Origin of the sequence: Panacibacter microcysteis (assembly GCF_015831355.1) — a bacterium.
In the GTDB taxonomy this organism is placed as follows: domain Bacteria; phylum Bacteroidota; class Bacteroidia; order Chitinophagales; family Chitinophagaceae; genus Panacibacter; species Panacibacter microcysteis.
This window is the reverse complement of record NZ_JADWYR010000001.1, coordinates 590012-616601: the sequence shown is the minus strand read 5'-3', so window position 1 is coordinate 616601 and position 26590 is coordinate 590012. Positions and strand designations below refer to the sequence as shown.

At 44.0% G+C, this 26590-nt stretch carries 20 protein-coding genes and 1 tRNA gene; 13 read left to right on the top strand and 8 right to left on the bottom strand.

Features of this window, described 5'->3' with window-relative positions:
• The first annotated feature begins 96 nt into the window (after positions 1 to 96).
• Positions 97 to 1419, top strand: coding sequence for a citrate (Si)-synthase, eukaryotic (locus I5907_RS02495; RefSeq protein ID WP_196989154.1), 1323 nt, complete (start codon positions 97 to 99; stop codon positions 1417 to 1419).
• A gap of 155 nt (positions 1420 to 1574) precedes the next feature.
• Here the strand turns inward: I5907_RS02495 and I5907_RS02490 are convergent, their stop codons facing one another.
• Together I5907_RS02490 and I5907_RS02485 are read right to left on the bottom strand one after the other, a co-directional pair.
• Complete coding sequence (locus I5907_RS02490; RefSeq protein WP_196989153.1) at positions 1575 to 2093, bottom strand: YkgJ family cysteine cluster protein; 519 nt, start codon at positions 2091 to 2093, stop codon at positions 1575 to 1577.
• Positions 2094 to 2118: 25 nt separating this feature from the next.
• The gene (locus tag I5907_RS02485; RefSeq protein WP_231401940.1) at positions 2119 to 3120 is read right to left on the bottom strand and encodes a transglutaminase-like domain-containing protein; all 1002 of its coding nucleotides are present in this window, start codon (positions 3118 to 3120) and stop codon (positions 2119 to 2121) included.
• Positions 3121 to 3459: 339 nt separating this feature from the next.
• Here I5907_RS02485 and I5907_RS02480 point away from each other — a divergent pair, with 339 nt between their 5' ends.
• From I5907_RS02480 to I5907_RS02450, 7 genes are all read left to right on the top strand, one after another.
• On the top strand, positions 3460 to 5361 hold the full coding sequence (locus I5907_RS02480; RefSeq protein ID WP_196989152.1) for a DNA topoisomerase IV subunit B: 1902 nt from the start codon (positions 3460 to 3462) through the stop codon (positions 5359 to 5361).
• A gap of 268 nt (positions 5362 to 5629) precedes the next feature.
• Complete coding sequence (locus I5907_RS02475; protein WP_196989151.1) at positions 5630 to 6466, top strand: DUF1835 domain-containing protein; 837 nt, start codon at positions 5630 to 5632, stop codon at positions 6464 to 6466.
• Positions 6467 to 6545: 79 nt separating this feature from the next.
• Complete coding sequence (gloA2, locus tag I5907_RS02470) at positions 6546 to 6935, top strand: SMU1112c/YaeR family gloxylase I-like metalloprotein (RefSeq protein WP_196989150.1); 390 nt, start codon at positions 6546 to 6548, stop codon at positions 6933 to 6935.
• A gap of 270 nt (positions 6936 to 7205) precedes the next feature.
• Positions 7206 to 9737: a DNA gyrase/topoisomerase IV subunit A gene (locus I5907_RS02465; protein WP_231401939.1), complete on the top strand. Its 2532-nt coding sequence runs from the start codon at positions 7206 to 7208 to the stop codon at positions 9735 to 9737.
• A 217-nt stretch (positions 9738 to 9954) separates the two neighbouring features.
• Positions 9955 to 10773 (top strand): OmpA family protein, encoded by an 819-nt coding sequence (locus I5907_RS02460; RefSeq protein WP_196989149.1) that lies wholly within the window; start codon positions 9955 to 9957, stop codon positions 10771 to 10773.
• Between the two features lie 173 nt (positions 10774 to 10946).
• Complete coding sequence (locus I5907_RS02455) at positions 10947 to 11846, top strand: alpha/beta fold hydrolase (protein WP_196989148.1); 900 nt, start codon at positions 10947 to 10949, stop codon at positions 11844 to 11846.
• Between the two features lie 304 nt (positions 11847 to 12150).
• Positions 12151 to 13383, top strand: a complete 1233-nt coding sequence (locus I5907_RS02450) for an NADP-dependent isocitrate dehydrogenase (RefSeq protein WP_196989147.1) — start codon at positions 12151 to 12153, stop codon at positions 13381 to 13383.
• Positions 13384 to 13609: 226 nt separating this feature from the next.
• Here the strand turns inward: I5907_RS02450 and I5907_RS02445 are convergent, their stop codons facing one another.
• Both I5907_RS02445 and I5907_RS02440 read right to left on the bottom strand, forming a co-directional pair.
• A complete protein-coding gene (locus I5907_RS02445) occupies positions 13610 to 14419 on the bottom strand; it encodes an SAM hydrolase/SAM-dependent halogenase family protein (protein WP_196989146.1) in 810 nt (269 codons plus the stop codon).
• 24 nt (positions 14420 to 14443) lie between these two features.
• Positions 14444 to 15250 (bottom strand): SDR family oxidoreductase, encoded by an 807-nt coding sequence (locus tag I5907_RS02440; RefSeq protein ID WP_196989145.1) that lies wholly within the window; start codon positions 15248 to 15250, stop codon positions 14444 to 14446.
• A 274-nt stretch (positions 15251 to 15524) separates the two neighbouring features.
• Between I5907_RS02440 and I5907_RS02435 the strand changes: the two genes are divergently transcribed.
• A tRNA-Lys gene (locus I5907_RS02435) sits at positions 15525 to 15597 on the top strand.
• A 308-nt stretch (positions 15598 to 15905) separates the two neighbouring features.
• Positions 15906 to 16712: an SDR family oxidoreductase gene (locus tag I5907_RS02430; RefSeq protein ID WP_196989144.1), complete on the top strand. Its 807-nt coding sequence runs from the start codon at positions 15906 to 15908 to the stop codon at positions 16710 to 16712.
• Positions 16713 to 16730: 18 nt separating this feature from the next.
• Here I5907_RS02430 and I5907_RS02425 read toward each other — a convergent pair whose 3' ends face one another.
• Entirely contained in the window at positions 16731 to 17384 is a 654-nt protein-coding gene (locus I5907_RS02425; RefSeq protein WP_196989143.1) for an alpha/beta hydrolase family protein, read from the bottom strand.
• A gap of 167 nt (positions 17385 to 17551) precedes the next feature.
• On the opposite strand from I5907_RS02425, the gene I5907_RS02420 reads away from it, so the two are divergent.
• Complete coding sequence (locus I5907_RS02420) at positions 17552 to 18823, top strand: hypothetical protein (protein ID WP_196989142.1); 1272 nt, start codon at positions 17552 to 17554, stop codon at positions 18821 to 18823.
• Between the two features lie 474 nt (positions 18824 to 19297).
• The gene (locus I5907_RS02415; protein ID WP_196989141.1) at positions 19298 to 19852 is read left to right on the top strand and encodes a GNAT family N-acetyltransferase; all 555 of its coding nucleotides are present in this window, start codon (positions 19298 to 19300) and stop codon (positions 19850 to 19852) included.
• 7 nt (positions 19853 to 19859) lie between these two features.
• Here I5907_RS02415 and I5907_RS02410 read toward each other — a convergent pair whose 3' ends face one another.
• Complete coding sequence (locus I5907_RS02410; protein ID WP_196989140.1) at positions 19860 to 20432, bottom strand: hypothetical protein; 573 nt, start codon at positions 20430 to 20432, stop codon at positions 19860 to 19862.
• A 62-nt stretch (positions 20433 to 20494) separates the two neighbouring features.
• Complete coding sequence (locus tag I5907_RS02405; protein ID WP_196989139.1) at positions 20495 to 24022, bottom strand: VCBS repeat-containing protein; 3528 nt, start codon at positions 24020 to 24022, stop codon at positions 20495 to 20497.
• A gap of 459 nt (positions 24023 to 24481) precedes the next feature.
• Here I5907_RS02405 and I5907_RS02400 point away from each other — a divergent pair, with 459 nt between their 5' ends.
• Positions 24482 to 25804, top strand: coding sequence for a vanadium-dependent haloperoxidase (locus I5907_RS02400; RefSeq protein WP_196989138.1), 1323 nt, complete (start codon positions 24482 to 24484; stop codon positions 25802 to 25804).
• Positions 25805 to 25816: 12 nt separating this feature from the next.
• Here the strand turns inward: I5907_RS02400 and I5907_RS02395 are convergent, their stop codons facing one another.
• Positions 25817 to 26587: a response regulator transcription factor gene (locus I5907_RS02395; RefSeq protein ID WP_196989137.1), complete on the bottom strand. Its 771-nt coding sequence runs from the start codon at positions 26585 to 26587 to the stop codon at positions 25817 to 25819.
• Positions 26588 to 26590 lie beyond the last annotated feature (3 nt).

The window sequence follows — 26590 nt, the reverse complement described above, 5'->3', positions numbered from 1 at the left end:
GGCGATGCCATAGAATGCCAAAGCCCGGTCCCAAAAATTATTTTTACCCGTATTAATTTCCCGGAATATATCACCAACTAAAATATATACACGGCAATGGATATTTTAAAGGAGCGTTTCAAAGCAAAAGCAGATGCAGCAGCAGCAGAGATCAAGGACTTGCTGAAAGAACATGGCAATAAAAAAGTAGGAGAGGTTACATTATCACAGGTTTACCAGGGCATGCGCGGCATTACCGGTCTTGTAACAGAGACCAGCCTTTTGGATGCGCAGGAAGGTATTCGTTTTCGCGGCTATTCCATTCCGGAACTGCAGGAGAAACTGCCAAAAGCAAAAGACGGCAGCGAACCTTTGCCCGAAGGCCTTTTCTTCCTGATGTTACTGGGAGAACTGCCTTCTGAAGAAGATACCAATAAAATAACTTCCATTTTACAGCGCCGCAGCCATGTGCCTGCACACGTGTTCGATGCTATTGATGCGCTGCCTATAACCACGCACCCGATGACGATGTATGTTGTGGGTGTAATGGCACTGCAGACAGAAAGTGTGTTTGCAAAAAAATATGCAGAAGGCCTTAATAAAAAGGACTACTGGGATGCTACTTTTGATGATGCACTTACATTGATTGCCCGCCTGCCACGCATTGCAGCATATATCTATCGCCGTAAGTATAAAAACAGTGAACATATACAGCCCAATGGCCTGCTCGACTGGTCTGGCAATCTTGCCCACATGATGGGTTTTAACGATGAGCGGTTTCATGAACTCATGCGTTTGTACATGACCATACATGCAGACCATGAAGGTGGCAACGTATCTGCACATACTACGCACCTGGTAGGTTCTGCATTAAGCGACAGCTATCTTTCTTATGCTGCCGGTATGAACGGGCTTGCCGGTCCGCTGCATGGCCTGGCCAACCAGGAAGTGATCAAATGGATATTCGAAATGCAGGCAGAAATTGGCTCGGACGACCCTACACCGGAGCAGATAGCCGACTATGTACAGCAAACACTAAAATCCGGCAAAGTAGTGCCCGGTTACGGCCACGCTGTATTGCGCAAAACAGATCCCCGCTTTACTGCGCAAATGGAGTTTGGTAAAAAACATATGCCCGATGATAAACTGGTAAAAACTGTTTGGAAAATATACGAAACAGTGCCGCCAATCTTACAGTCACTTGGCAAAATTAAAAACCCATGGCCAAATGTAGATGCCCACAGCGGTGCGCTGCTCGTGCATTTCGGCTTAAAAGAATACGAGTTTTATACTGTATTGTTTGCCGTTAGCCGTGCGTTGGGTGTATTGGCAAGTCTTATCTGGGACAGGGCCTTGGGTTTCCCGCTCGAAAGGCCAAAAAGCGTTACAACAAATGCCGTAAAAATGTGGCTCGAGGGCAAAGAAGAAATCTGGGATTAATCCATAAAAACATTTCGTTATACAAGCCTTGCAGCAATGCAGGGCTTTTTTTATTGGTGGCAGGCAGTAGTTTTCATGGCATCGGCGGTTGTGTCACTCACTTGTGCGTTCCGTTTGTATGGCGGCTGCAGCGCTCCGGGCCTGTCACCGCTATATTACAGGTGCATGTTAACTGTTGAAAAGCCGGTGACATCTTTCAATTGTTCCACCACGTTAAAAATAATCGGGCAGCGCTGGTAATGCATAAAAATGGCAAACAGCCTTTTGGTAAAGCCCGCATGGTGCAGGCCGGGAAATTCGCGGCACTCAGCAGGCCTTGCTTCGTACACAGTACATTTGTTATCTGCCAGAAAGTGGCAGGGAATGTTGTTCATAACGGCCAGCGTGCCCTGCGATGAGCGCTCTACATAACGTTCATAAAAATCGTCTGTGTGCATATGAAGGTGCCGGGCCAGGCGCTCTGCATCCTGCCCGTCTACATTGATCATAAGACTGCGGCAGCAGTTGCCACACGCCGTACAATCTATTTGTGGAGTAATTTCTTTATCAAGTGCAAAAACGGCTGCATCTATTGCAGCAACATCCTGTTCCTGTAAAAACTGTTTGAAAAGATCGTTTTCTGTTTCTTTTTCAGCCGCTGTAAGTGCAAGTACTGCAAGGTCTGTAACTGGCATGTGGCGTGCAAGGTAGTATAATATTTCAGGGAAAGTTGATCACCAGCCTTACATTGTCATTCATGTATGGCCCGCCGGGGTAGTGTGCCGTGTAGTCGAGGTTAAGCCAGTATTCACCATCATTTTCGTGGTAATAAATGCGGTTGATTTTATCGTACTCGAAAAACTGTATAATGGCGGCCTGGGCTATTTCGAAATCATTCTTATCACCGATATACATTTCCGGGTACATGTGGCCATCTACAATAACCAGCCTGCATGTGGCGCCAATGCTCATGAGGCAGGCGGCCATGAGTATACTGTGGTCGTCACAGTCTCCGCCAAGACCATTCAGGATTGTTTCCCGGGGTGTGGCGTAATATTCATCCCGCTGAAAGTCTGACACATATTTAAAACTAAGGTTAATGTATTTAAACAAGGAAAAATAACGGGTAAGTGCCCGGTATTTGTAATTGTATTCATCAAAATAATCGAGCGAATGAGTAACCGAAAAATTACGTACAAGAGAATCCTGGTATTGCACTTTTGCTTTAACCAGCCTGATCACTTTTTGCTCGCTGTTTTCAAATAAGTGAGGGTTAAAGCTTAATTCATCTACCTGTTTTTTTTCGCGTATGCTCCAGTTTTGGTTAACGAGGGTTTTGTAACCGCTGGCTATGTTTGTAAAAGTGTAATTACTGTTGAACTGGTTATAGACCAGTATGCCCAAAACTACCAGGAATGCAGGTATTACCAGTGGTTTTACCAGCCATTGCATTAGACGGATGATGATGATGGAAACTACCAGGGCAATAATCAGGTCTACATTCCAGTCGCCGATAAAAACCGGCGGAATAAACCTGCACAGAAACGGAGCCAGGGGTATAATACACAATATACCGGCAATGTTTATTAAAATTTGCTGTGTTGTTGTATAATGCTTTTTTACTGCTTCAGGACTCATTAGGCTTTTTACGATCTGTTTTCTTTTGACGTTATACTTTACAAATTTAAAACCAGCCGCCTGCGAACCGGTTTTTGTACGCATGTAAATACGTTAAAATTCACGTGTGTATTATGTTACAGCCGAAAAATGTTTTATCCACAGCCATGGCGGTTTTGTAGAAAAGTAAACCTGAAAAACTAACTTGTACGGCTAAATTTGCACGAAATAGCTGCCACGGTGCATTACCTGTACGGTGTTGGAAATATACCTCTGGCGTTTGCAGGCCTCCGGGTTTACCACTTTGCAGTTAAATGTGCTTCATTCAGTAAAGCGGGTTGCACCATGCTGCGTAATGTTTTTACAGTACAGGAGTGCGACGCAACGGCAGCTCAATAGTAGTAATACAGTTTGGTTCATACATAAAAATCAGGACTTACACATATGGCAGAATCGAAAGATACAAACCTGTTTGAATATACCGAAGACAGCATCAGGAGTCTTGACTGGCGTGAGCATATCAGGTTGCGGCCGGGTATGTATATTGGTAAACTTGGCGACGGCTCTGCGCCTGACGATGGTATTTACGTGCTGGTAAAAGAGGTGCTCGATAACTGTATTGATGAACACATGATGGGGTATGGTAAACAGATCGAAATTACCATTGAAGGAAAAGGTGTAACAGTGCGTGATTATGGCCGTGGCATACCGCTGGGCAAAGTGGTGGATGTGGTAAGTAAAATAAATACCGGCGCCAAGTACGACAGTAAGGCATTTCAGAAAAGCGTGGGTTTGAACGGGGTGGGTACCAAAGCCGTGAATGCGCTGAGCCATTATTTTAAAGTAGAAAGCTACCGCGATGGAAAAGCTAAAGCGGCAGAGTTTGAAAAAGGTGTGCTGGTAAAAGATCACAAGGAAGCAAAGACCGGTGAATCAAATGGCACCATGGTAACATTTATACCGGACGATACGGTATTTAAAAACTTTCATTTTATACACGAGTATCTCGATAACCTTTTATGGAACTACTGCTACCTTAATGCGGGGCTTACCATTTTGTTCAACGGTAAAAGATACGTGAGCCGAAATGGTTTGCTGGACCTGCTGAAACGCAAAACAAATGAAGACGAGATCCGCTACCCGATCATTCATTTAAAAGGCGAGGATATTGAAGTAGCCATAACACACAACAATGACTACGGCGAAGACATATTCTCTTTTGTAAACGGGCAGTATACCACGCAGGGTGGTACACACCAGCAGGCTTTCAGGGAGGCATTTGTAAAAACGGTAAGGGAATTTTTTAAGAAAGACTATGATGCAGCAGATATTCGCCAGAGTATTGTTGCTGCCATTGCTGTGCGTGTACAGGAGCCTGTATTTGAGAGCCAGACAAAAACAAAACTTGGCAGCTCTGTAGTATACGAGGGCGGGCCTACGATGAAGAATTTTGTAAGCGATTTTTTCTCCAGGGAACTGGATAATTACCTGCACAGAAATCCGGCAGTGGCAGAAGGTTTGAAAAAAAGGATAGAACAAAGTGAGAAAGAAAGAAAAGAACTGGCTGGTATAAAAAAGCTGGCCAACGAAAGAGCCAAAAAAGCCAACCTGCATAATAAAAAGCTGCGCGACTGCAAAGTGCATTATAACGAAGAGCCGCCCACAAAAGGGAAAGAAGCTTTTGTGGCATTGCAAAACAACTCTACCATTTTTATTACCGAAGGCGACAGCGCCAGCGGAAGCATTACCAAAAGCAGGCACGTAGAAACACAGGCTGTGTTTAGTTTGCGTGGTAAGCCGCTCAACTGTTTTGGACTAACCAAAAAGATTGTATACGAGAATGAAGAGTTTAACCTGCTGCAGCATGCTTTGAATATAGAAGACGGTTTGGAAGGTTTGCGCTATAATAACATTGTTATTGCAACAGATGCAGACGTAGATGGTATGCACATACGACTGTTGATAATGACCTTCTTTTTGCAGTTCTTTCCAGACCTGGTGAAGCAGAACCATGTACATATACTTGAAACACCGCTGTTCCGGGTGCGTAATAAACAGGAGACGATCTATTGTTACGATGAAGCAGAAAAAAAGGCCGCGATAAAAAAACTGGGTGGCAAGCCCGAGATAACCCGTTTTAAAGGGTTGGGCGAAATATCTCCGGAAGAGTTTGGAAGATTCATTGGTGAAGACATGCGTACACAACCCGTGATACTGGAGCAGGGAGATCATATTCAGAACCTGCTGGAATATTTTATGGGTAAAAACACGCCCGAAAGACAGGAGTTTATCATTGATAATCTACGGGTAGAATTAGACCTGGTAGAGGAAACCGACAAGCATTAACAATGTACATTCACCGCCAGGAATTGAATAAAAGAAAACAACGTCATCGTTGAAAAGTCATTTCTATTTGGCGGAAGAATTGTTGCATTATTTCTTCAACTGAAAGAAAGGTAGCACAAGCGCTTTAGGCATTTTACAGGAATCAGGTTTACTGGATGAATAACCTGCAGCATCTGTCAACATTGATTGCGAAAAGTTATTGATAGTCTTACTGCAATTCTTCGTTCTTCGTAATCATGCGTTATTAATTTTTAATTATTAAGTATACATGTTACACATCGTTTTCCAGGAAGCAGATATAGCCGTTTTACAAAAGGCCATTGAGTTAGATGAAACAATGGCTGGTGAGGTCTGGATCATTAAAGATGATTTTGCTGTTGGCCCTGTCAGCAACATATACGATACTGATGGTTACCAGGCGCGCAGAGACTGGTGGAAGGCATTGTTGGAATCTTCTCCCTACACTGAACAGATCGATCTGGTAGACGATAAAATGACCGTACATAACCTGCTAAAGAAAATGGACGAAGAACCTGCCGCCGACCTGTGGATATGGATGGGCCAGAACCAGCATGATGTGTGCGGCTACTACTGGTTAATGAGCCAGCTAAAAAATTACCAGGGCAGGGTGCACGTGTTGTACATGAATAACCTGCCATTCATCAATGAGAAGGGCGGTATATTTTACCCTGTGGCCTTGCATGAAATTCAGCCAAAAGAATTCCTGAAAGCTAAAAAACTTGCCAGGCCAATAACGCTCAGCGAGTTTGAAGTGGACCCTGATGAGTGGAAAAAACTGTGTACCGAAAATGGCGTGGTGCGCATACTTGATGGTGGTAAGAAGATCGTAAGTAAAACAGCAGACTACTATGATAAAGACATACTAAGCGCTGTAACTGCAGAACCGCAGAAGCTTGCCAGAATACTTACCACCATATTGGGCAAAATGAAAGTAAGAACAGGTGATGTGTTTCTTGTGTGGCGCATAAAAGAACTGGTTGCCGCAGGAAAACTTGAGGCAACAGGAGACTGGGCCAAAGGCTGGAAAGAAATGACCATTCGGCTGGCCGGCGCGCCGGTAAGCGAACCAGCTACGGCGCCATAATATGGCTGCATGGTACTGTGTAGCCACAGGCTGCAACATGTGGCGGCAGCACAACTGCACAAGACCGGGTAATAAGCAAATGATACACATCAAATATATACATCATGTGGCCATACTTACCGACAATTATTTGTTGAGTAAGCAGTTTTATACCGATATTCTCGGTTTCGAAATCATTGCCGAAACATACCGGGCAGAAAGAGATTCATATAAACTCGATCTTGCCATAAACGGCTTGTACCAGGTAGAGCTTTTTTCTTTTCCCGATTACAGGGAGCGCGGCTCTTACCCCGAAGCAAAAGGCCTGCGCCACCTGGCATTCGCGGTAGAAAATGTTGAAAGTGCCGCCGCATATTTAAAGAGCAGAAGTGTTGCAGTGCAGGATGTGCGTATTGATGAATTAACAGGAAAAAAGTTTGTGTTCTTCCTGGACCCAAACGGTCAGCCGCTGGAGCTGTATGAAATATAAGGTAGCAGGCAGCAGTACATATGGCATCTGCTGTTGTGTCACTCACTTGTACGTTCTGTTTTCATGGCAGCTGCGGCGTTCCTCAATGCGGCATTGCAGGGGGTATAAGCTTCTTTACGGCTGGGAAAAAGATTATTAGAATAGTGTATCATTATTGCGAAGATGGCACCTGGAACTGTTGCATAATGAGATGCTGTACAAGTGTGCGACGCAACAGGCGATGCCACAAAATGCAAAAGCCCGGCCCATAATTTTCTGAATAGTATACATTTGAATTTTGATAGATACAACATGGCGAAAGAAAGAAAAGAAATAGACCTCTCTAACGAAAATGGCGTACAGGGCCAGTATAAAAACTGGTTTCTCGATTATGCCTCTTATGTAATACTCGAACGTGCCGTGCCTGCTGTAGAAGACGGCCTGAAGCCCGTGCAGCGCCGCATTCTCCACGCCATGAAAGAAATGGACGATGGCCGTTTTAATAAAGTGGCCAACATTATTGGCCAGTCTATGCAATACCACCCGCATGGCGATGCCAGCATTGGAGAAGCGCTGGTAAATATGGGGCAAAAAGACCTGCTGATAGAAACACAGGGAAACTGGGGCGATGTAAGAACAGGCGATGACGCTGCTGCGCCAAGGTATATCGAGGCACGGCTTTCGAAGTTTGCGCTGGAAGTGGCATTCAATGCCAAGACCACCGAATGGCAGTTGAGTTATGATGGCCGTAAGCTGGAGCCTGTTGTGCTGCCTATGAAGTTTCCGCTGGTGCTGGCACAGGGTGCAGATGGTATTGCGGTAGGGTTGTCTACCAAAATATTACCACATAATTTCCTGGAGCTGTGCGAGGCTTCAATCAAATACCTGCGCGGCAGGAAGTTTGAACTTTACCCCGATTTTCTTACCGGCGGTATGATGGATGCCACCAACTACAACGAAGGTAAACGCGGCGGTAAAGTACGTGTAAGAGCCATTGTGGAAGAGGTGGATAAAAAAACACTGGTGATCAAAAGCGTGCCGTATGGGGTAACCACTTCCTCATTGATGGATTCTATTGTAAAAGCCAATGACCAGGGTAAACTAAAAATTAAAAAGGTAACAGATGCCACCGCTAAAGATGTGGAGATACAAATAGAACTGGCTGCCGGTATTTCCCCGGATATAACCATTGATGCGTTGTATGCGTTTACAGATTGTGAGGTAAGTATTTCGCCCAACTGCTGCGTTATTGTAGACCAGAAACCGCGTTTTGTTGGCGTGCATGAGTTGCTGAAAATTTCTGCTGATAATACCCGCAACCTGCTGCAGAAAGAACTGGAAATTAAACTGGCAGAGCTCGAAGACAAATGGCATTATACTTCGCTGGAGAAAATATTCTTTGAAGAAAAAATATACAAAGAGCTGGAGCAAAAGCATGAAACCTGGGATAAAGTGATTGCTGCGATCGACAAAGCTTTTGGGCTTTATAAAAAGAAGCTGAAGAGAGAGATAAAAAGAGAAGATATTATAAAGCTTACTGAAAAACCGGTGAGAAGAATTTATCGCCTCGATATTAATGAACTGAATGAACAGATCAAAGGAATTGAAGCCGAGATAAAACAGGTACAATTCGACCTCGACCATCTTACAGATTATGCCGTAGCATATTTTGAAAACCTCATCAAAAAATATGGTAAAGGCAGGGAACGTAAAACCGAGATAAGGCCGTTTGATACCATTACGGCAAAACAGGTGGCCATTGCCAATACCAGGATATATGTAAACCGCGCAGAAGGCTTTATAGGTACGGGTTTGAAGAAAGATGAGCTGCTTACCGAATGTTCAGATCTTGATGACATCATCGTGTTTACAAAACGCGGTATCATGAAGATCGTGAAAGTGGCGGATAAAGTTTTTATTGGTAAAGACATCATACATGCGGCAGTGTTTCTTAAAAATGATGAACGCACCACGTATAACATGATCTATACAGACCACAACTCAGGAACCAGTTATGCCAAGCGCTTCAACGTTACCGGTATTACCCGCGATAAAGAATATGATCTTACCAAAGGTGAAAAAAGCAAAGTGCAATATTTTACCGCCAACCCCAATGGCGAGGCAGAAGTGGTAAAGATTACACTCAGCCCCAACTGCACCGCCCGCAATAAAGAGTTCGATTTTTATTTTGAAGAGCTCGAAATAAAAGGCCGCAGCAGCATCGGCAACCAGGTTACAAAATATCCGGTGCGCACGGTTAAACTAAAAGAAAAAGGCAGGTCAACACTCGAAGGCCGCAAGCTTTGGTTCGATGATGTGTATGGCAGGCTGAATAACGAAGAAAAAGGAACATACCTCGGCACGTTCGAAGACGAAAAAATTCTTGTGGTATACAGCGATGGCAATTACGAGTTAACCGACACTGAACTTACCCAGCGCTTTGATGCAGACAAGATCGTGCTCATAGAAAAGTTCAACCCTGGTAAAGTTATCACCGCTGTTTACCTGGAAAACGAAAAGCAGCAGTACAACGTAAAAAGATTCAGGATTGAGACCACCACTTTGCATAGCAAATTCTTCTTCATCAAAGAAGGTGACGGCAACCGTATTGAAGCCGTAACAACACTTGACGAACCGATACTCGTAGTGCAAACAGGGCGGGGCCAGCAGGTACGCAAAGCAAAGTTCAAGATAAGCAAGATGGTAGAAGTAATGGGCTGGAAAGCAATTGGCGCAAAACTTATGGATTATAGCAAGTCTGTGGAAATGGAATGGGAAAAGCGCGAAGAAGAAAGCAATAAACAGCAGGCAGAATTATTCTAAACTGCATAGCGGTATTGGCATGGTTTTGTTTGGTTGCCCGGCAGTTGAATATGCATGAGGCTTCCGTTGCGTCGCACACTTGTACGGTAGTTTTTTATGGCAGCAGCTCCGGGTGCAACAGCGCAACAGTTGCCCGTAATACTTAATGTGTTTGCGCATCTTTCATGTAAGTTAACAGGCGTAGTATAAATTTTTTCACCGTCATAATCAGATACAAATGAACAGGCAGTTGATAATATTGGCAGCAGCATTGGTTACGTTATTAACGGTAAGCTGCGTTAGCAAGAAGAAATACCTTGAATCACAGGTGGCCATACGTTACCTCCGGTACGATAGTACACAACTTGCCAATAAAGTAAGCAGCCTTACCACCACTGTAGCTGATCTGCAGCTGCAGGTGGCAGACCAGAAAAAACTGATTGATGAATTGCAAAAGAAAAATGCAGACCTGCAGGCGTCTGCTTCGTTCACGCAGACTGAATTATCGCAGCGGCAAAAAGAATTGGCAGAGCAGCAGCAGAAACTTAATCAACTGCAAAGTTTGCTGGATCAGCAAAAGCAAAAATCTGAAGCGCTGCGCAAGAAAATGACCGATGCGCTCAGCGGCTTTGCAGCAAGTGATCTTACTGTTGCTCAAAAGAACGGCAAGGTGTATGTAAGCCTTAGTGAGAACCTGCTGTTTCCATCAGGCAGTGCTGTTGTAAATGTACAGGGCAAAGAAGCGCTTGGTAAACTGGCCGGCGTGTTAAATGCCAATCCTGATATCAGTATAAACATTGAGGGCCATACAGACTCTATTCCTATCCGCAGAACATATGAAGATAACTGGGCATTGAGCCTTGCACGCTCTGCCTCCATTGTAAGAATACTTACCAAAGATTACAGTGTAGATCCTGTAAGAATCGTTGCATCAGGCCACAGTGAGTATGACCCTGTAGAAAGTAATGCCACCAATGAAGGCCGCGCAAGAAACAGGCGTACAGAAATTATCTTATCTCCCAAACTGGATGAATTGTATAAACTGCTGGAACAATAAAAAGACTTTCTGAACGTGATAGCGATAATAACAATCGCGTGATGAAGAAAATACGAATCATAATTTTATACACCTTGCTATTTTGCACAGGTGTTTTTTTATGCCTCATTTTTATTCCACGTACTTACGATGTGCCAAAAGCAAACACAAATAAAAACGTAAGCTTTTGGCAAATGCATAGTGGTTCTGCTATAGCATATACAAAGCTTAATGCAAAGGGTACACAAAAACCTTATCCTGTAATATACCTGCATGGAGGTCCGGGCGGACATTATTCAAACGATAATATTGCTACGCTTCAGGTTTTGGCAGACAGTGGTTATACGGTGTACCTATACGACCAGGTTGGCGGTGGAAACTCTTCGAGGCTTGAACATATTCGGGATTATACTGTGCAAAGGCATATTGCAGAACTGGAAGAAGTAATTGAAAAAACAGGAGCAGAAAAAGTTATTCTTATAGGTCAATCATGGGGTGCTATTTTGGGAACTCTATATTTGGTTGACCATAGTGATAAAGTTGATAAAATAATTCTCACCTGTCCCGGCCCCATTTATCCTTATAACGATAGAGCCGTAAAGGAAAAAATACCTGACAGCCTGCATTTCAAAACGCCTCATTATTCCAATAAAGATGGCAATATACTGGCAGCTAACCTGAGAACAGATGCAATGGCATTTATGGCAACAAATTTTGGTAAAAAGCTTGCCGGTGATGCAGAAGCTGATGCTTTTGCTGCTTATAGCAATGCGCTTGTAAACAGATCTTGTGTTTGTGATACGGCGAACATCAGTAAACTGAATCGAGAAGCGGGAAACGGTTATTATGCGCAATTAATGACATACCTGAACCTGACAAAAATTACTGATAAACGCAATATTTTTAGAAACACCGGTACTAAGATGCTTGTTATGAAAGGAGCATGCGATAACCAGCCGTGGGATGCAACAAATGAGTACCTGGCACTCTTTAAAAATAGCCGGCTGATGTTTATTCCTGGTGCGGGGCATTTTATTTTTATTGAACAACCACAACTGTATACATCTTACATACTCGGTTTTCTGAACGAATAAATGATTTGTTCTGCAATTAAAAGTCATGTGCATTTTTCTATTAAACTAAACTCATATCACTCCGCGCATTACTTCTTTACCTCTGTGGTTGAAAAAAATAAGACGAACACAGTGTACTCAGCAACCTGCCGCCATGAGAAACTACCGTACAAGTGTGCGACGCAACAGGCGATGCCACAAAGTGCTGATGCCGGGTTCATACATTAACTGGCGTTAGTTTAAACGTAAAATTGTTTGCAGCTTGTAAATCGCTAAACATTTACATTTGCAGTCCGTTTAACCAACCAAAAAAAATCGAACGAGCATGAGTCAAAAAATTAAAGTTGCCAATCCCGTTGTTGAACTGGACGGAGATGAGATGACACGCATCATCTGGAAATTTATCAAAGAGAAACTGATCCTTCCCTATATAGACGTTGATATAAAGTACTATGACCTTGGTATGGAATATCGCGATGAAACAAACGACCAGGTTACGGTTGATGCAGCCAATGCAATAAGGCAATATGGTGTAGGTATTAAATGCGCCACCATTACGCCCGATGAGGCACGCGTGGAAGAGTTTAAGCTGAAACAAATGTGGAAGAGCCCTAACGGCACCATTCGTAACATACTTGATGGTACAGTATTTCGTGAGCCGATCGTTTGTAAAAACGTACCACGCCTGGTGCCTAACTGGACAGCACCGATTTGTATTGGCCGCCACGCTTTTGGAGACCAGTACCGTGCTACAGATTTTGTGACCAAAGGCAAGGGTAAGCTTACCATAAAGTTTGAAGGCGAAGATGGCACAACACAGGAGTTTGAAGTATTCAACTTTAAAGGTGATGGTGTTGCGCTTGCTATGTACAACACAGATGAAAGCATTAAAGGTTTTGCGAGAAGCTGCTTTAACACTGCATTACAGAAGAAATGGCCTTTGTATCTTTCAACAAAGAATACCATTCTTAAGAAATACGATGGTCGCTTTAAAGATATTTTTGAAGACATTTACCAGAATGAATTCAAAAAAGATTTTGATGCTGCAGGCATTACGTATGAGCACCGTTTGATTGATGACATGGTTGCTTCTGCATTGAAATGGAATGGCAATTTTGTATGGGCCTGTAAGAACTACGATGGCGATGTGCAGAGCGATACGGTGGCACAGGGTTTTGGATCATTGGGTTTAATGACTTCTACACTTGTAACGCCTGATGGTAAAGTGATGGAAGCTGAAGCTGCGCACGGTACCGTTACACGCCACTACCGCGAGCACCAGAAAGGTAAGCCAACCTCTACCAACCCGATTGCTTCCATCTTTGCATGGACAAGAGGTTTGGAGTTTCGTGGTAAGCTGGATAACAACCAGGAGCTTATCGATTTTTGTCATGCACTGGAAGCTGTTTGTATTGAAACAGTGGAAAGCGGGAAAATGACTAAAGACCTTGCGGTATGTATATACGGCAACAAGGTTAACCACGGCGAACATTATCTGTATACAGAAGAGTTCCTGGATGCACTTGATACCAACCTGAAAGCTAAGTTGGTAAAGTAATGCAGCCAATCGATATTTTATAAAGCCGGTACACTCGTGCCGGCTTTTTTTTGAGCCAGGCGGCGGCGGAAGGTGAATGGGCAATGGTGAGGGGTGAAGGGTGAAGGGTGAATGGTGAGTAGTAGATTTGAGGTGTGAAACGAAGACTGAAGCGGAGGGAATTTTATTGAAGGAAATTAGCTTTAAGCGTTTTACGTTTCCCGCCTCACGTTTCACGTCTCACGTCTCATGATTCAAACAAAATCCTTACCGTCTGGTAAAGCAGCCTGTTTTGCATGTTGGAAGCATTGGCATAGCGCTGCAGGCCGAATAAACCCGCCACGTTGCCTTTGTTGATGGCAATTTCAAGGTAACCTCCAGCATTGAAAAAGGCCAGGTTTTCGCCGGGTTGTACGGCAGCATAATTATCGCTGATCCTTGTAATGAATTCACTGTTGCGCATCAGTACAATCCGGAAACTTCTGCCCGCCCGTATTTCTTCAAATTCACTTTTGGTAACGTTCAATACCACATTCTCAAAGTTGTCAATAAAGATGATCTGGCTGTCAATCCAATCTGTACCCACGGCAGAGCGCATGGGATATTTTTCTTCAATGTCTTTGACTTCTGTAGTGTCTGGTTTTTTACCCGTGATCATTTGCTTTATACAATCTGCAATCAGCTTTGTGGCATCAAGCAGGCTTTTGGCAGTGGCCGGTATAGGTATTGCTTTTATATCAACCGGTTTCGATTGAGTGATCATGGTAAGGATGCCATTGTCCGGGCAAATAATGTACTGGCTGTTGTATTCAGCCAGCAGCATGCGTTTCGGGTGTTGGTCAAAGAAGTTTACGATGATAATATGAAAGGTGTCGCCGGGAAAATAGCCGAAAGCATTGCCACAGATGTAAGCAGCCTGCTGGTAGTCAAACGCTGTTAACTGGTGAGAGATGTCTGCAATAGCGCAGTCAGGCATAGCAGTTAGAAGCTGGCCTTTTATTGCGCCAACCAGGTAATCATTCAGGCCGATATCGCTTGAGAGAGTTATTACAGGCATGCAGATAGTACAAATGTGAACCGGTTATTTAACCAACTCACCGTTTTTAAAAAAGAATTTATGAACGAGTTTATCAGTTAAAGAGGGAATCAGTTTGTTCAATAAAACGGTACGTTTATCATCTGACGAAAAGATGAGTGTGCGTTTTTTCTTTTGTATGGCATCCAGTATTTGTGTGGCGCAGTCTTCGGCACTCATCAGGATGCCCTCTTCCAGCGGAGAGGCGCCCTGTGGTGTACCGTCTTTGGTAAGTGCGGCATTGCGGATGTTGGAAGCGGTAAAGCCAGGTGATACCCACATCACATGCACTCCGGTTTCAAGCAGCTCTGTGCGCAAGGCCTCCATAAAACCGTTCATGGCAAATTTAGAAGCCGAATAGCCTGCGCGGCCGGGCAAACCACGGAAACCGGCTATAGAAGAAACCGCTACAATGGTACCCTGTTGTTTGGTAATATATGGCAGGGCATACTTGCTGAAATATACAGTACCCCAAAAATTGATGTCCATCACTTTTCTCATGGTATCTATGGCAACGTCTTTAAACATGGCACGCATGGAAATGCCAGCATTGTTAATGAGTATATCGATAGCCCCATATGTTTTGATCACATCATCAATAAAAAGTTTGCATTCATTTTCATTACTTACATCCATGGCAGATGTAAACAATGATTTGCCCGCATGCATTTTTCCAAGCTGGTACAGCTTATCAAAATTGCGGGCACATGTAGCCACCCTGGCACCTTGCTGCAGCAATGATTCTACCAATGCTTTTCCTATACCGTCTGAGCCTCCCGTTACAATGACTACCTTATTGCTGAAATAAGACATATACTTTGTTTAATGATGGCAAAAGTAAATGTTAATCCCATGACTGAAATGGTTTTAAGACTTTCAATTTATGCAGTGTGTTGTATGTTTAGTGAGAGATAAAGTTGCAGCAAAGAAAATAGCCGGGTGAACAAAAATGAAATGCGTGTGTTACTATACGCGACGATGGGATTTTTTTAGCAGGCCAGAAAAAAAATGAGTAAAAGTTTGGGGGAATAGTGTTTTGGCCTATTTTTGCACTCCCAAAACAAAGGGGTACTGCAAAGTACAAGGAGATTCCGTAGCTCAGTTGGTAGAGCAATACACTTTTAATGTATGGGTCTTGGGTTCGAGTCCCAACGGGATCACAAAAAGTAAAGCCGCTGCAAAGCGGCTTTTTCTTTTTTCTTATCGATTACTAATCTTATCCATTATTCTCCACACTTTTCTTTTTGTCCGTCGTTGAAACTCATTGCACTAACAAAAGGCAGAGTATTTGTAACCTTAATCAATGATAACTTTTGTTGCGTAGTGTGATATGGTTCTTTGAGTGAACACAAGCGGGATTCACTATGCTGCAATGCTTGTTGCAGTACAAGTGAGTGACACAACAAAAGCTTCATAGCAGCAATGCAGCCGGTATCAAAATCTTACAAAAATTATTCAACAGATACTCATGGAAAAGAAACTTAACGGGCAGGTAGCTATTATTACAGGCAGCAGCAGGGGTATTGGTGCAGCGTGCGCAAAAGAGATGGCAAAGGCAGGCGCAACAGTGATCATCAATTACCCTTCAGCGAAAAGTAAGGAGACGGCAGATAAAGTGGTAAGTGACATACACAAAGAAAGTGGGAAGGCTTCAGGCATTCAATGCGATGTAAGCAAAGAAGCAGAAGTGATTGAGATGTTCCGCAAAGTGGTTGAGCAATATGGAACGGTAGATATACTCGTTAATAATGCCGGACTGCAGCGTGATGCAAGCTTTACAGACATGACGCTGGAAGACTGGAACTTTGTGATAGGCGTAAACCTTACCGGGCAGTTTCTGTGTGCCCGTGAAGCGATAAAAGAATTTTTGCGCCGGGGCAAAACAGATTTGTCTAAGGCTATCGGCAAGATCATTTGCATGAGCAGCGTACATGAAGTGATACCATGGGCGGGCCATGTAAATTATGCCGCCAGTAAAGGTGGTGTTATGCTGATGATGAAAAGTCTTGCGCAGGAGTTTGCGCCAAAAAAGATCCGAATCAACAGTATTGCACCGGGTGCTATCAAGACATCAATTAATGAAGATGCATGGGATACGAAAGAAGATGTGCAGAAACTGCTGAAGCTTATACCGCAAAAACGTATTGGCGTAGTGGAAGACGTTGCCAAAGCTGCTGTATGGCTGGCGAGTGATGATGCTGACTATGTAAATGGTACTACGTTGTTTGTTGACGGTGGCATGACGTTATACCCGGGCTTTGAAGACAACGGTTAACGACAGCAACAATTGCAATCATAAATGTTTATAGAGCCATTCCGCAGTTTCTTTCACAAGCATAGTCATCGTGTCTTGTTTACCTGCTTTGAATGAATGATCGGCACCTTCCAGTTTAATAAGTGTTGCGTTTTTCAAATCATTGCACACTTCTTCAATGAGATGCAATGTGGCGAGTGTATCTTTTGTGCCCTGTAAAAACAACATGGGCTGTTGTACGTCTTTTAAATGCGTGGCACGCTCTGTGGAGGGTTTGCCTGCAGGATGCAATGGAAAGCCATAAAAAATTATTCCTTTTACGTTTGGTGCTTTATGTAGCGCCAGGTATTGTGAACCCATCCTGCCACCAAAAGATTTACCGGCAATAAACAATGGCAACGCAGGAAACAGTGTACAAGCTTTACCAATGGCAGCGGCTATTGTTGCATGTGCCACTTCCGGCTTGTCTGGTCGGCCCTTTTTGTTTTCCATGAACGGAAAATTGAAACGCAGTGTACCGATCTTCTTTTCCGCTAAGGCAGCAGCCAGTGTTTCCATAAAACTGTGGTGCATGTCAGCACCTGCACCATGTGCCAGCACGATCATGCAAATACAATCTTCCGGTAAAAAATATGTTGCAGAAACATTGCCCGTTTCCGGTGAAATTTTTATGGTGAGCGCTTTCTTTTTCATACTGCATTTTATACAATAAAAGTACAACTGCAACTGCATAACCGCGGTGAAAAATAGCTGTTCAAACACGTACTTGTACGCTTGCAAAGCAAATGTTTGTGGTTTTATTTTGTACCCGTTAACGCAGCCCTGCTGTGTTTTACCAACTTTTATAAAATAACAACCAAATGAAAACATCATCAACCGAATGCTGCCCTGTTGTTGACAGAAAGCAGTTGTGCGAAACAATGCATTTCAACTACCGCCTCAACTATCGCCCTGAAAGCCCTGAATTCAATGAAAAATTTGCCAACCTTCCTGTTGGGGTAGAGGTAAAATTCAACTTCGTGTATAAGCGCTGCCCCGGAGATCTTGTACAGGGAGACCTTGTATATACCAACACCTTACTGCCTGACGAAAAAGTAAAACTCTTTACGTCTGACAGGCGTTCGAAATTTACTTACGATACCGCCAGCGCTTCTGCCAACCGCAATGTGCAGTCGAGCGAAGAAAGCATGCAGGCACAGCAAATGAGCGATACCATGTTTGATTTCAGCAGCAGGGATGCGGCCAACTCCAGTTACCAGAACAGCTCGCATGTAGATGGCCATGCTGATGCAGGGATAGATATACTTGGTTTTGGCGGAGATGCCAATATGAGCGGAAACTTCAATGCCAAAGGCAGCTCATCATTTGCCAGGGAACTTACCCAGCATGCAGTATCAAAACACAACGAGAGTGTAATGAGTACCCGCAAAGCAAACAGTATATCAATCGGCGAGTCAATTTCCAGAACACATGCAGAAGGCAGTTCAGAAGAGCAATACGAATCTTCTTCCCGCGAATTCAAAAACCCGAATTACTGCCATGCCGTTACATTTTTGTTTTACCAGCTCGATAAAGTTTACCATATAGATTTTGAACTGGAAAGTATCAGTATCCGTGTTTACAACCGCCAGTCTGACAATACAAGAATTGCTTCCACACCTTACAGCCGCAGTAACGGTATAGGCTTGCTGTCTACACAGGTGCTGGCTACAAAAGCAGAGTTTAAACCTGTAAGCAATGTGGCAGTATCTCCGTTGTTGTTCAACACGGCCGCTTTTGCATTCAATCCCGGTATAACCGATACAACACTGAATGCCGGTGCAATAGAAGTGGTGGAAGCCATGGTGAAAAAAGAACTGGTGCATGAAGGCCTGCTCAACGACGATGGCAGTGTGTCAGAAAAAGCAAAGATTGAATACGGCTTTCATACCAGCATGGCATTGCCTACACCCGGTGTAATGGTAAAGGGTTGCATGGATGATTGCGGTATTTGCGAACCCGAAGTACAGCGCGAAAGGGAACTTGATCTGCAGCACAAACACCTGCAGAATGAGTTACTCAAAAAACAAATTGAGCTCTTAGAGCAATCGCAGGAATACCGTTGCTGCCCTGCACCGGTTACAGAAGAATAATTCACCAGCCCTCTTATTATAGCTGCCATTCGCGTTATTGCTGTGGCAGCTTTTTTGTTTGCTGGTGGCTTCGTTAGTAAGATGGAAATATGTTTTTACAGGCAGCGGTATTTTATGGCATCGTCCCTTGTGTCACTCACTTGTACGGTAGTTTTTTATGGCATCTGTTCGCAGCGGTCTGTGGTGCTTCATTGCCGGATGCAGACAGGTGGTAAACGGCATACAACATGATTCTGGAAGCAAGTTCGAATATAAGCCGCGTAATGATATGTTGATTTACCCAAAAGCATTGCCTGTAAAAACAAAGCAATGCAGCAGTTGCTGCATATTGTTTTGAAAGTACAGGAGTGCGACGCAACAGCAGCTACATAGTAGCAATGCTGCCGGGTTCATCATGCTTTCGTTTATCGTTTTAGCGGGTGATGCACCATGTTGGTATAAATGCTATATTGAACACACTAAAACAACTGCGATATGTTTGCCCCGGGTATGATATTACTAAAAGATGGCCGTTCTGTTGACATGCGTTTGTTGCATGAGCACGATGCACCTGCATTATTACAATATCTCAACGCTTTATCTGCAGCAAGTAAATCAAGGTTTGGCCCGCATGCGTTTGACGAAGCTACGGTAAATGATATTTGTAATCATTTACCTGGTGATGATACAGCGCGGTACGTGGCGTGGCTGGGTAATGACATTAAAGCGTACATGCTTGTAAAGCGCGGTATGATAGCGTTTGATGCAGAGCGGTATGCGCAACTGCACATGCATTTTGATGCAGCTACCACAGTAACCTATGCGCCGTCTGTAGCAGATGACTTTCAAAATACAGGGCTTGGTTCTGCTATGTTTACAATAATTGTGGATGCGTTGAAAGAACAGGGTTGTACAAGTATAATATTATGGGGTGGGGTGCAGGCAACAAACAGCCGGGCAGTGCATTTTTACGGGAAGTTTGGCTTTACGCCTGTTGCCCATTTCTGGCACGATGACAAAGACAATATTGATATGGTGCTTACCTTGTAACGCCTGCTCAGAAAGCCAGTGAGATACCTGTTCGTATCCAGCCTTTGGCACCAAAACCCAGTTCGGTAAAACCGGCAAATGTGCTGCCATAACGTATGCCACCACCAACGATTTGGTAAGCAAATTGTGTAATGGCAGTTTTATCAGTTTCACCGGTATAGCTATTAAACCTCAGGCCCGCTTCGAAACCGGAATAAACACTGAAATTTCTTCTCATCACATAGTTGTAATGCAAACCTGTAAGAACGGTGTTCATGTTTCTTTTATAGGTGCTTTCCTGCTCTCCGCTATAGTCGGTTATTTTCAAACGCTCAAAAACATAAGCGCCGGTAACCTGGAAATGCGGGTTATTTAAAGAGATCAGGAGGTCCTGCGCAAAAGAACCATAATCTGTAAGCCGGTAGTTTTTAGTGTCTTTGCTAAACAGCGACCCAAAAAAAGAATACGTGCTTTTATCAAGCGCGGTGTAGATGTGTGCATCTGACAAATAGCCAACAGAACTTCTCAATTCAATTTTCTTTGTTTGTGCAAAGGCACTTACTGAAAACAGCAGGCCTGCAACCAGCCATATTTTTTTCATATGGTACCAGACAATGCCGTTCACTTTCCCGTTGCATTACCGGTAAAAAATCTGTATGGTCATTAAAAAGTGATCGTTCTTTTGTTACCCCTGAAATCTGTAATGATGATGTTCGAAATTGATTCGTCTACGCTGATTACCCTGGAACTTTGCGATAGAAAAGTGGAGCCATAATAGAACTCGGTATATCTTTTCCTGCCATCCTTATACGTGATGGTGGCGGCAAACTCCTGCGGCTTAACAGCAATGTTATTTATGGCAGTATGTTGTGTACCGGAGAAGGTAAGTAAACTATCCTGGTTTTGAGATGCAACATACAAGTTTGTATGATTGGCGCCGGCAACTTTGGCCAGTCCTTTACCATCTCCTTTTACCACAAACCCCGATGCGGAAAGAGAAAGTGGATTAAAGTTTCCTTTGCCGTCGCCTTTGAGGCATAAGCCCATAAATGCATCATGCCTGCCGCTATACGGTTCCATACCATAATCGTTGCCCGTTAAAAGTATGTCGAGGTTGCCGTCATGGTCAACGTCTTCTGCCAGCATGCCGTAAACAGGCGCTGTCTGCGCTTCTGTTGGCAGAGTAGTTATTGTAAAGTGGCCACCGCCTTTATTTTCAATGTATGCACTGCTCATGTAATTGGCTTCCAGCATAAGCGCGCCTGCAAGATCATTTTTGGTAAGCAGGTCGTCTATCGTTGCAGCACCATAAGATTTATAGGTAGGGAATCTTTTGCGTATGGCTATTAACTGGCTCGTCATGTCATCTTTTGTTGACATAGGGAAGAGCTTCATGCTGCCATCTTCTGCTTTCATATAACAAAATACCATAGCATCCATTGAGCCATTGGCATCCATATCTTTTGCATAAATCGTGAGTGGCTGTGCGGCAGTAGCATTGTAATTGGTATTAAGACCAAGATTGCCGGCTATGTAGTCTATATCGCCGTCGTTGTCAAAATCACCGGCTGTTAAACTGTTCCACCAGCCAATGTTATTTTCAATGCCGGTGGCGGCTTTGGTAAAGGTTTTGCCGTTGTTTTTGAAAAAGGTAAGCGGCATCCATTCACCGGCCAATATAAGATCAGGTTTGCCATCGTTGTCAAAATCGCTCCACAGCGCATCTGTGATCATGCCGATATTTTTTAGTTGCGGACAAACTGTTGCGGTTACATCTGTAAATACACCCTTGTCGTTTTTAAGCAGCATGCTTTGTGGCGGGTTGGGGTAAGAGCCGGATATTACACGTCCGCCGATAAAAAGATCAAGATCGCCGTCGCCATCAAAATCTGCAGCTCTTACGCACGAGCCATTGCTGGAGTCTTTTGGCAGCGCATTCTTTGATTTTGCAAAACGTCCTTTGCCGTCGTTTATAAACAGGCGGTCGCTGCTGATGGTGTGGTTAGGCGGAATTTCATAACTGCCGCTTACAATGTACATGTCAGGATCGTTGTCGTTGTCTGCATCGAAAAAGATGGCACCCATATCTTCATACAACGGATCGTCTTTCTGTATAAACCTGGTGGAATCTGCTTTAAATTTCCCCGATGCATCCTGCATAAAAAATATGCCTGCATTGCCTGATGAACCACCAATGTACAGGTCATCAAAGCCGTTTTTGTCAATGTCTCCCACTGCAATTCCCGGTCCGTATTGGCTAAGCTTATGTGGTAAGGTGGCCTGTATGTTGTAGTCCACAAAATCACGCTCTTTGGGTTTGTAATGAATACCGGTTAGTGCCGATGCATCTTTTAACCAGGCAGAGGGCCCGCCATAGGCACTACCGGAAGCATTTGTTGCATCTTTATAGGCAAGCGTTATTTCGCGACCGGCAGGTATGTTATGTAGCTGCTGTGTTTTGCCATCGGGCCATGTAATGTCGATTGCTATGGCGGAAGCATTTGCGCCAAGACCAACATGGGCTCTTACATCGTCGGTAGATAAATAACCGCGGGTTGGGTATTGCTCGTAGTATATTTTCTTTTCGCCGTTATGCACAACCACTTTTGCACCTATACCTGTTTTATTTTGCGGTGGCCCTTCAAATTGAATCCTTAACCAGTGATCGTTTTTTTGCAATGTATTTTCATACACACTTGCTTCATCATTTATATTATTGATGAGTACATCAAGATCGCCATCATTATCAAGGTCAGCATAAGCGGCCCCGTTTGAAAAGAGTGCTAATGTAAAGCCCCAGTCTTTCGATACATCTTTAAACTGCAGCCCATTGGTGTTTTTAAAAGCATAGTTGGCCAGTTTTACAACGGGAAGAGAATCTGTCATGGCCAATGTATAATTACCGCCTTTGCCACCCTGCCCGTTATTGTATGCTATGTAATCAAGGTCGGTCACATCTCTTGGCAAACCATTGGAAATAATGATGTCGCGCAGGCCATCGTTGTCAAAATCTGCTACCAGCGGGCACCAGCTCCAGTCTGTCTGGTACACGCCTGCCAGGTAACCAACATCACTGAATACAGGGTGGCTGTTTTTTATGTAACCGCTGTTTAGTTGTAATACATTGCGTACATACTGGTGTTCATAGCCATACTTAGCACTGTTTGTGTAGTTATAATATTCGTTGCCGCTAAGCATGCGTTTTTTGCGCATGTTTGTTTCCGGCAACATTTCAAGCGAGATAATGTCAACAAAGCCATCGTTGTTAATGTCCACTGCATCTGTACCCATTGCGTTCCATGCGGTATGTTTAAAATATTCGCCGGGGCGGTTGGTAAATGTTCCGTCATGATTGTTGATGTACAATAAATCGTTCGATACAAAATCATTGGCCACATACACATCCGGCCAGCCATCCATATTAAAGTCTGTGATGCACGCTGCATGGCCCCAACCCTCCATCAGTATACCCGCCTGCCTGGAAACGTTTGTAAAGGTGCCGTCGCCATTGTTACGGTACAACCGGTCGGTATTTAATGCGCTGCCGTCTTTTACTTTTGGCCTGAAGCGTATGGGTGTTTTGCTGTCATAAAGTTCATTGGTAACCTGGTACATATCAAGATCGCCATCTTTGTCATAATCGAAAAAATACGCCTGCGTACTAAAACCTTCATCCGCAAGTCCGTAAGCGTTAGCAGATTCTTTAAATACCGGGATGCCTTCCTGGTTTAAACCCTGGTTAATGTACAACAGGTTGGTACGAAGCAGCGGGCTCGATTTTCTGAATGATGCCGATACATAAATATCCAGCCAGCCATCTGCATTAATATCAATTACAGCAACGCCGGTACACCAATGCCCGCTGCCGCCAACGGATGCTATAGCTGTAATGTCAGTAAACCGGAGATTGCCTTTATTGAGGTAGAGTTTGTTGCTTACCATGTTGCCTGCAAAATATACATCAGGTAAACCATCGTTATTAAAGTCTCCTATGCCCACACCACCGCCATTATAAATATTGGCCTGGTTAAGTATGTTCAGGCTGTCGCTTTCTGTAAGCCTGTTATTGAAAGTGATGCCGGTTTGCCGGCCGGGTAATAACCTGAAAAGTGTGGCAGTATTTTGAGCAGAACTTTGTAATGTGGCAAACAGGGCAATCAATGGCAGCAGGCGCAAAAGCACGGTAAACATAAGTGTCGTTATTTCAATGAGGGAAAATTAGTATTAATTGCGGCTTTCAGGTTTTAAGCACAAAGATTGAGACGTTTTTGATAATTTTTGAGACAAATGTGCAAACCGGGTTGCGGGAATATCTTTTTCTTCAACGGCCGACATGGCGAAGTAGTGTTGGTGGCCGGCAACAGTACATGTGGCATCGCCTGTTGTGTCACTCACTTGTACGTTCGGTGCTGCGCTCATCTTTGCGAAGCTTTTTATACGGGCTGCGTTTAACCAAACCGTCGCAGGCGCATTGTTTCGGTTCATGCGTTTGTTACAGATGGTGCAGCATACAAAACGAAAGAAGCCTTTGCTATGTTGAAAAGTGCTGCTGCCGTACAAGAGTGCGACGCAACGGAAGCCCAATAGTAGTAATACTGCCGGGCTCATCATTATTAGACTAAGTTTACAGCGTGTAACAGATAGAGCTATATGAAACGTGCATGTTTATTTTTGTTTTGCATTATTACCTTCTTCAATGCCCGGGCATTAGATTACGTAAGCGATACCGCAGCCGTACCAGGTGCTGCTACACTACACCGTACCATGAAAAAAGTGACGGATGTTATTGTGCACGATATTTATTCGCCGCCTGTTGCCAGCCGCATATATGCATATGTAAGTATTGCGGGGTATGAAGCGGCAATAAGCGGCAATAACCAGTACCGATCTTTTGCCGGCCGGTTACACGGATTGAGCAGCCTGCCCAAACCCACTGCAGGATTGGCTTACAGCAACGAACTGGCCGCAGTGCATGCCATGTTGCTTGTTGCAAAAGCATTGGTAATTTCTGAACAACAGGTACAGGATTTTCACAACGCGTTGCTGCAAACGTACAGCAGCAATATGCGCAAAGATGTTTATGAGCATGCTTTAACGTATGGCCGCCAGGTTGCAGATGCTGTGCTTGCCTGGGCGGCTAAGGATAACTATAAAGAAACGCGGTCGTATGCAAAATATGCTGTAATGGAAGATGACGGATCGTGGAAGCCAACGCCACCGGCATACATCAAAGCAATAGAGCCGCACTGGGGAAAGATGCGCACATTCCTGGTTGATTCTGCGCAACAGTTTAAACCCCTGCCGGCATTGCCTTTTTCGGCAGACAGTACCAGCGCGTTTTATAAAGAAGCAAGAGCGGTTTATACAGCAGGTGTGCAACTGGATGAAGAACAAAAAGCAATTGCCAGTTTCTGGGATTGTAATCCTTTTAAGATGAATGTAAACGGGCATGTAATGTATGCAACAAAGAAGATCTCGCCGGGTGGCCACTGGATAAACATAACCGCGGTAGCTTGTAACAAAGTAGGTTATAGTTTTGTGCAGTCTGCAGAAGCCTATGCCTGCGTGGCTATAACGCTTGCTGATGCCTTTATCAGTTGCTGGGATGAGAAATACAGGAGCCGTGTAATAAGACCTGAAACATACATCAACCAGTATATTGATGAGGCCTGGATGCCTTTGCTGCAAACACCGCCCTTCCCGGAATATACAAGCGGGCACAGCGTTGTATCGGCTGCGTGTGCCGTTGTATTGACCAATATGTTTGGCGACAACTTTGCTTATACAGACTCAACTGAAACTGAATTTGACCTGGCGCCACGCAGTTTTACTTCGTTTAAACAGGCGGCGAAAGAAGCGGCTATCAGCCGGTTTTATGGTGGCATACATTATATGCCCGCCATTAACAACGGTTATGATGAAGGAGAAAAAATCGGGCACTTCATCATTGCTGCCATCAGAACAGGAAAGTAACAGGTTTATCTGTTAGTTCTGCCTGCTGCCTTTGAGGTTTACATAGTCTGATGGTGTAACGCCGAATTGCTTTAAAAAACTTCTTGCAAAATTTGTCTGCGAGTTAAAGCCTACCATGTCTGCCACTTCATATATTTTGTAACCGCCGGTAAGCAGTAAAGCTGCGGCTTTTTTCAATCTTGTAATATTGATGAGATCGTTGGGTGTAAGGTCTGACACTGCTTTGATCTTCCTGTAAAAAGTTGGCCTGCTCATGTTCATCATTTTTGCCAGTTGCTCAACATCAAGCTCGGCATTTTCAAGATTGCTTACAATGGCATTGTTCAGGTCTTCCAGGAATTTTTCATCGGCCCTGGTGTATGCAATGCTGTTGATGTGCACCAGCGGCGAGTTGGCAAAATGCTCTTTTAGTTTGTTCCTGTTGCTAAGCAGGCTTGTTATCTGCGCATGCAGGTGCCCCGGCGAGAATGGCTTTTCAATGTATGCATCTGCACCTGTTTCAAGCCCTTCAATCTTAGACTGCAGGGTGTTTTTGGCGGTGAGGAGAATTACCGGTATATGGCTGATGTTGAAATTTGTTTTAATGGCCTTACACAATTCAAACCCATCCATTACCGGCATCATTACATCGCTGATCACCAGCTGAACGCTTTCTTTCTCCAGTATATTCAGGGCCTCTCTGCCATTTGCAGCGGTGTAAATGCTGTATTTGTCTTCCAGATCACTGCTGAGAAATTGCAGTATATCTTCATGGTCGTCTACTAATAAAATACCTGGTTTCATATG

Excerpts from the sequence above, each read along its gene's own strand:
- I5907_RS02490 (WP_196989153.1), bottom strand. The coding sequence starts at position 2,093 with ATGCCAGTTACAGACCTTGCAGTACTTGCACTTACAGCGGCTGAAAAA.
- I5907_RS02395 (WP_196989137.1), bottom strand. The coding sequence starts at position 26,587 with ATGAAACCAGGTATTTTATTAGTAGACGACCATGAAGATATACTGCAA.
- I5907_RS02445 (WP_196989146.1), bottom strand. The coding sequence starts at position 14,419 with ATGCCTGTAATAACTCTCTCAAGCGATATCGGCCTGAATGATTACCTG.
- I5907_RS02425 (WP_196989143.1), bottom strand. The coding sequence starts at position 17,384 with ATGAAAAAGAAAGCGCTCACCATAAAAATTTCACCGGAAACGGGCAAT.
- I5907_RS02420 (WP_196989142.1), top strand. The coding sequence starts at position 17,552 with ATGAAAACATCATCAACCGAATGCTGCCCTGTTGTTGACAGAAAGCAG.
- gloA2 (WP_196989150.1), top strand. The coding sequence starts at position 6,546 with ATGATACACATCAAATATATACATCATGTGGCCATACTTACCGACAAT.
- I5907_RS02400 (WP_196989138.1), top strand. The coding sequence starts at position 24,482 with ATGAAACGTGCATGTTTATTTTTGTTTTGCATTATTACCTTCTTCAAT.
- I5907_RS02405 (WP_196989139.1), bottom strand. The coding sequence starts at position 24,022 with ATGTTTACCGTGCTTTTGCGCCTGCTGCCATTGATTGCCCTGTTTGCC.
- I5907_RS02475 (WP_196989151.1), top strand. The coding sequence starts at position 5,630 with ATGTTACACATCGTTTTCCAGGAAGCAGATATAGCCGTTTTACAAAAG.
- I5907_RS02455 (WP_196989148.1), top strand. The coding sequence starts at position 10,947 with ATGCATAGTGGTTCTGCTATAGCATATACAAAGCTTAATGCAAAGGGT.
- I5907_RS02415 (WP_196989141.1), top strand. The coding sequence starts at position 19,298 with ATGTTTGCCCCGGGTATGATATTACTAAAAGATGGCCGTTCTGTTGAC.
- I5907_RS02485 (WP_231401940.1), bottom strand. The coding sequence starts at position 3,120 with ATGCGTACAAAAACCGGTTCGCAGGCGGCTGGTTTTAAATTTGTAAAG.
- I5907_RS02480 (WP_196989152.1), top strand. The coding sequence starts at position 3,460 with ATGGCAGAATCGAAAGATACAAACCTGTTTGAATATACCGAAGACAGC.
- I5907_RS02495 (WP_196989154.1), top strand. The coding sequence starts at position 97 with ATGGATATTTTAAAGGAGCGTTTCAAAGCAAAAGCAGATGCAGCAGCA.
- I5907_RS02450 (WP_196989147.1), top strand. The coding sequence starts at position 12,151 with ATGAGTCAAAAAATTAAAGTTGCCAATCCCGTTGTTGAACTGGACGGA.
- I5907_RS02430 (WP_196989144.1), top strand. The coding sequence starts at position 15,906 with ATGGAAAAGAAACTTAACGGGCAGGTAGCTATTATTACAGGCAGCAGC.
- I5907_RS02460 (WP_196989149.1), top strand. The coding sequence starts at position 9,955 with ATGAACAGGCAGTTGATAATATTGGCAGCAGCATTGGTTACGTTATTA.
- I5907_RS02410 (WP_196989140.1), bottom strand. The coding sequence starts at position 20,432 with ATGAAAAAAATATGGCTGGTTGCAGGCCTGCTGTTTTCAGTAAGTGCC.
- I5907_RS02440 (WP_196989145.1), bottom strand. The coding sequence starts at position 15,250 with ATGTCTTATTTCAGCAATAAGGTAGTCATTGTAACGGGAGGCTCAGAC.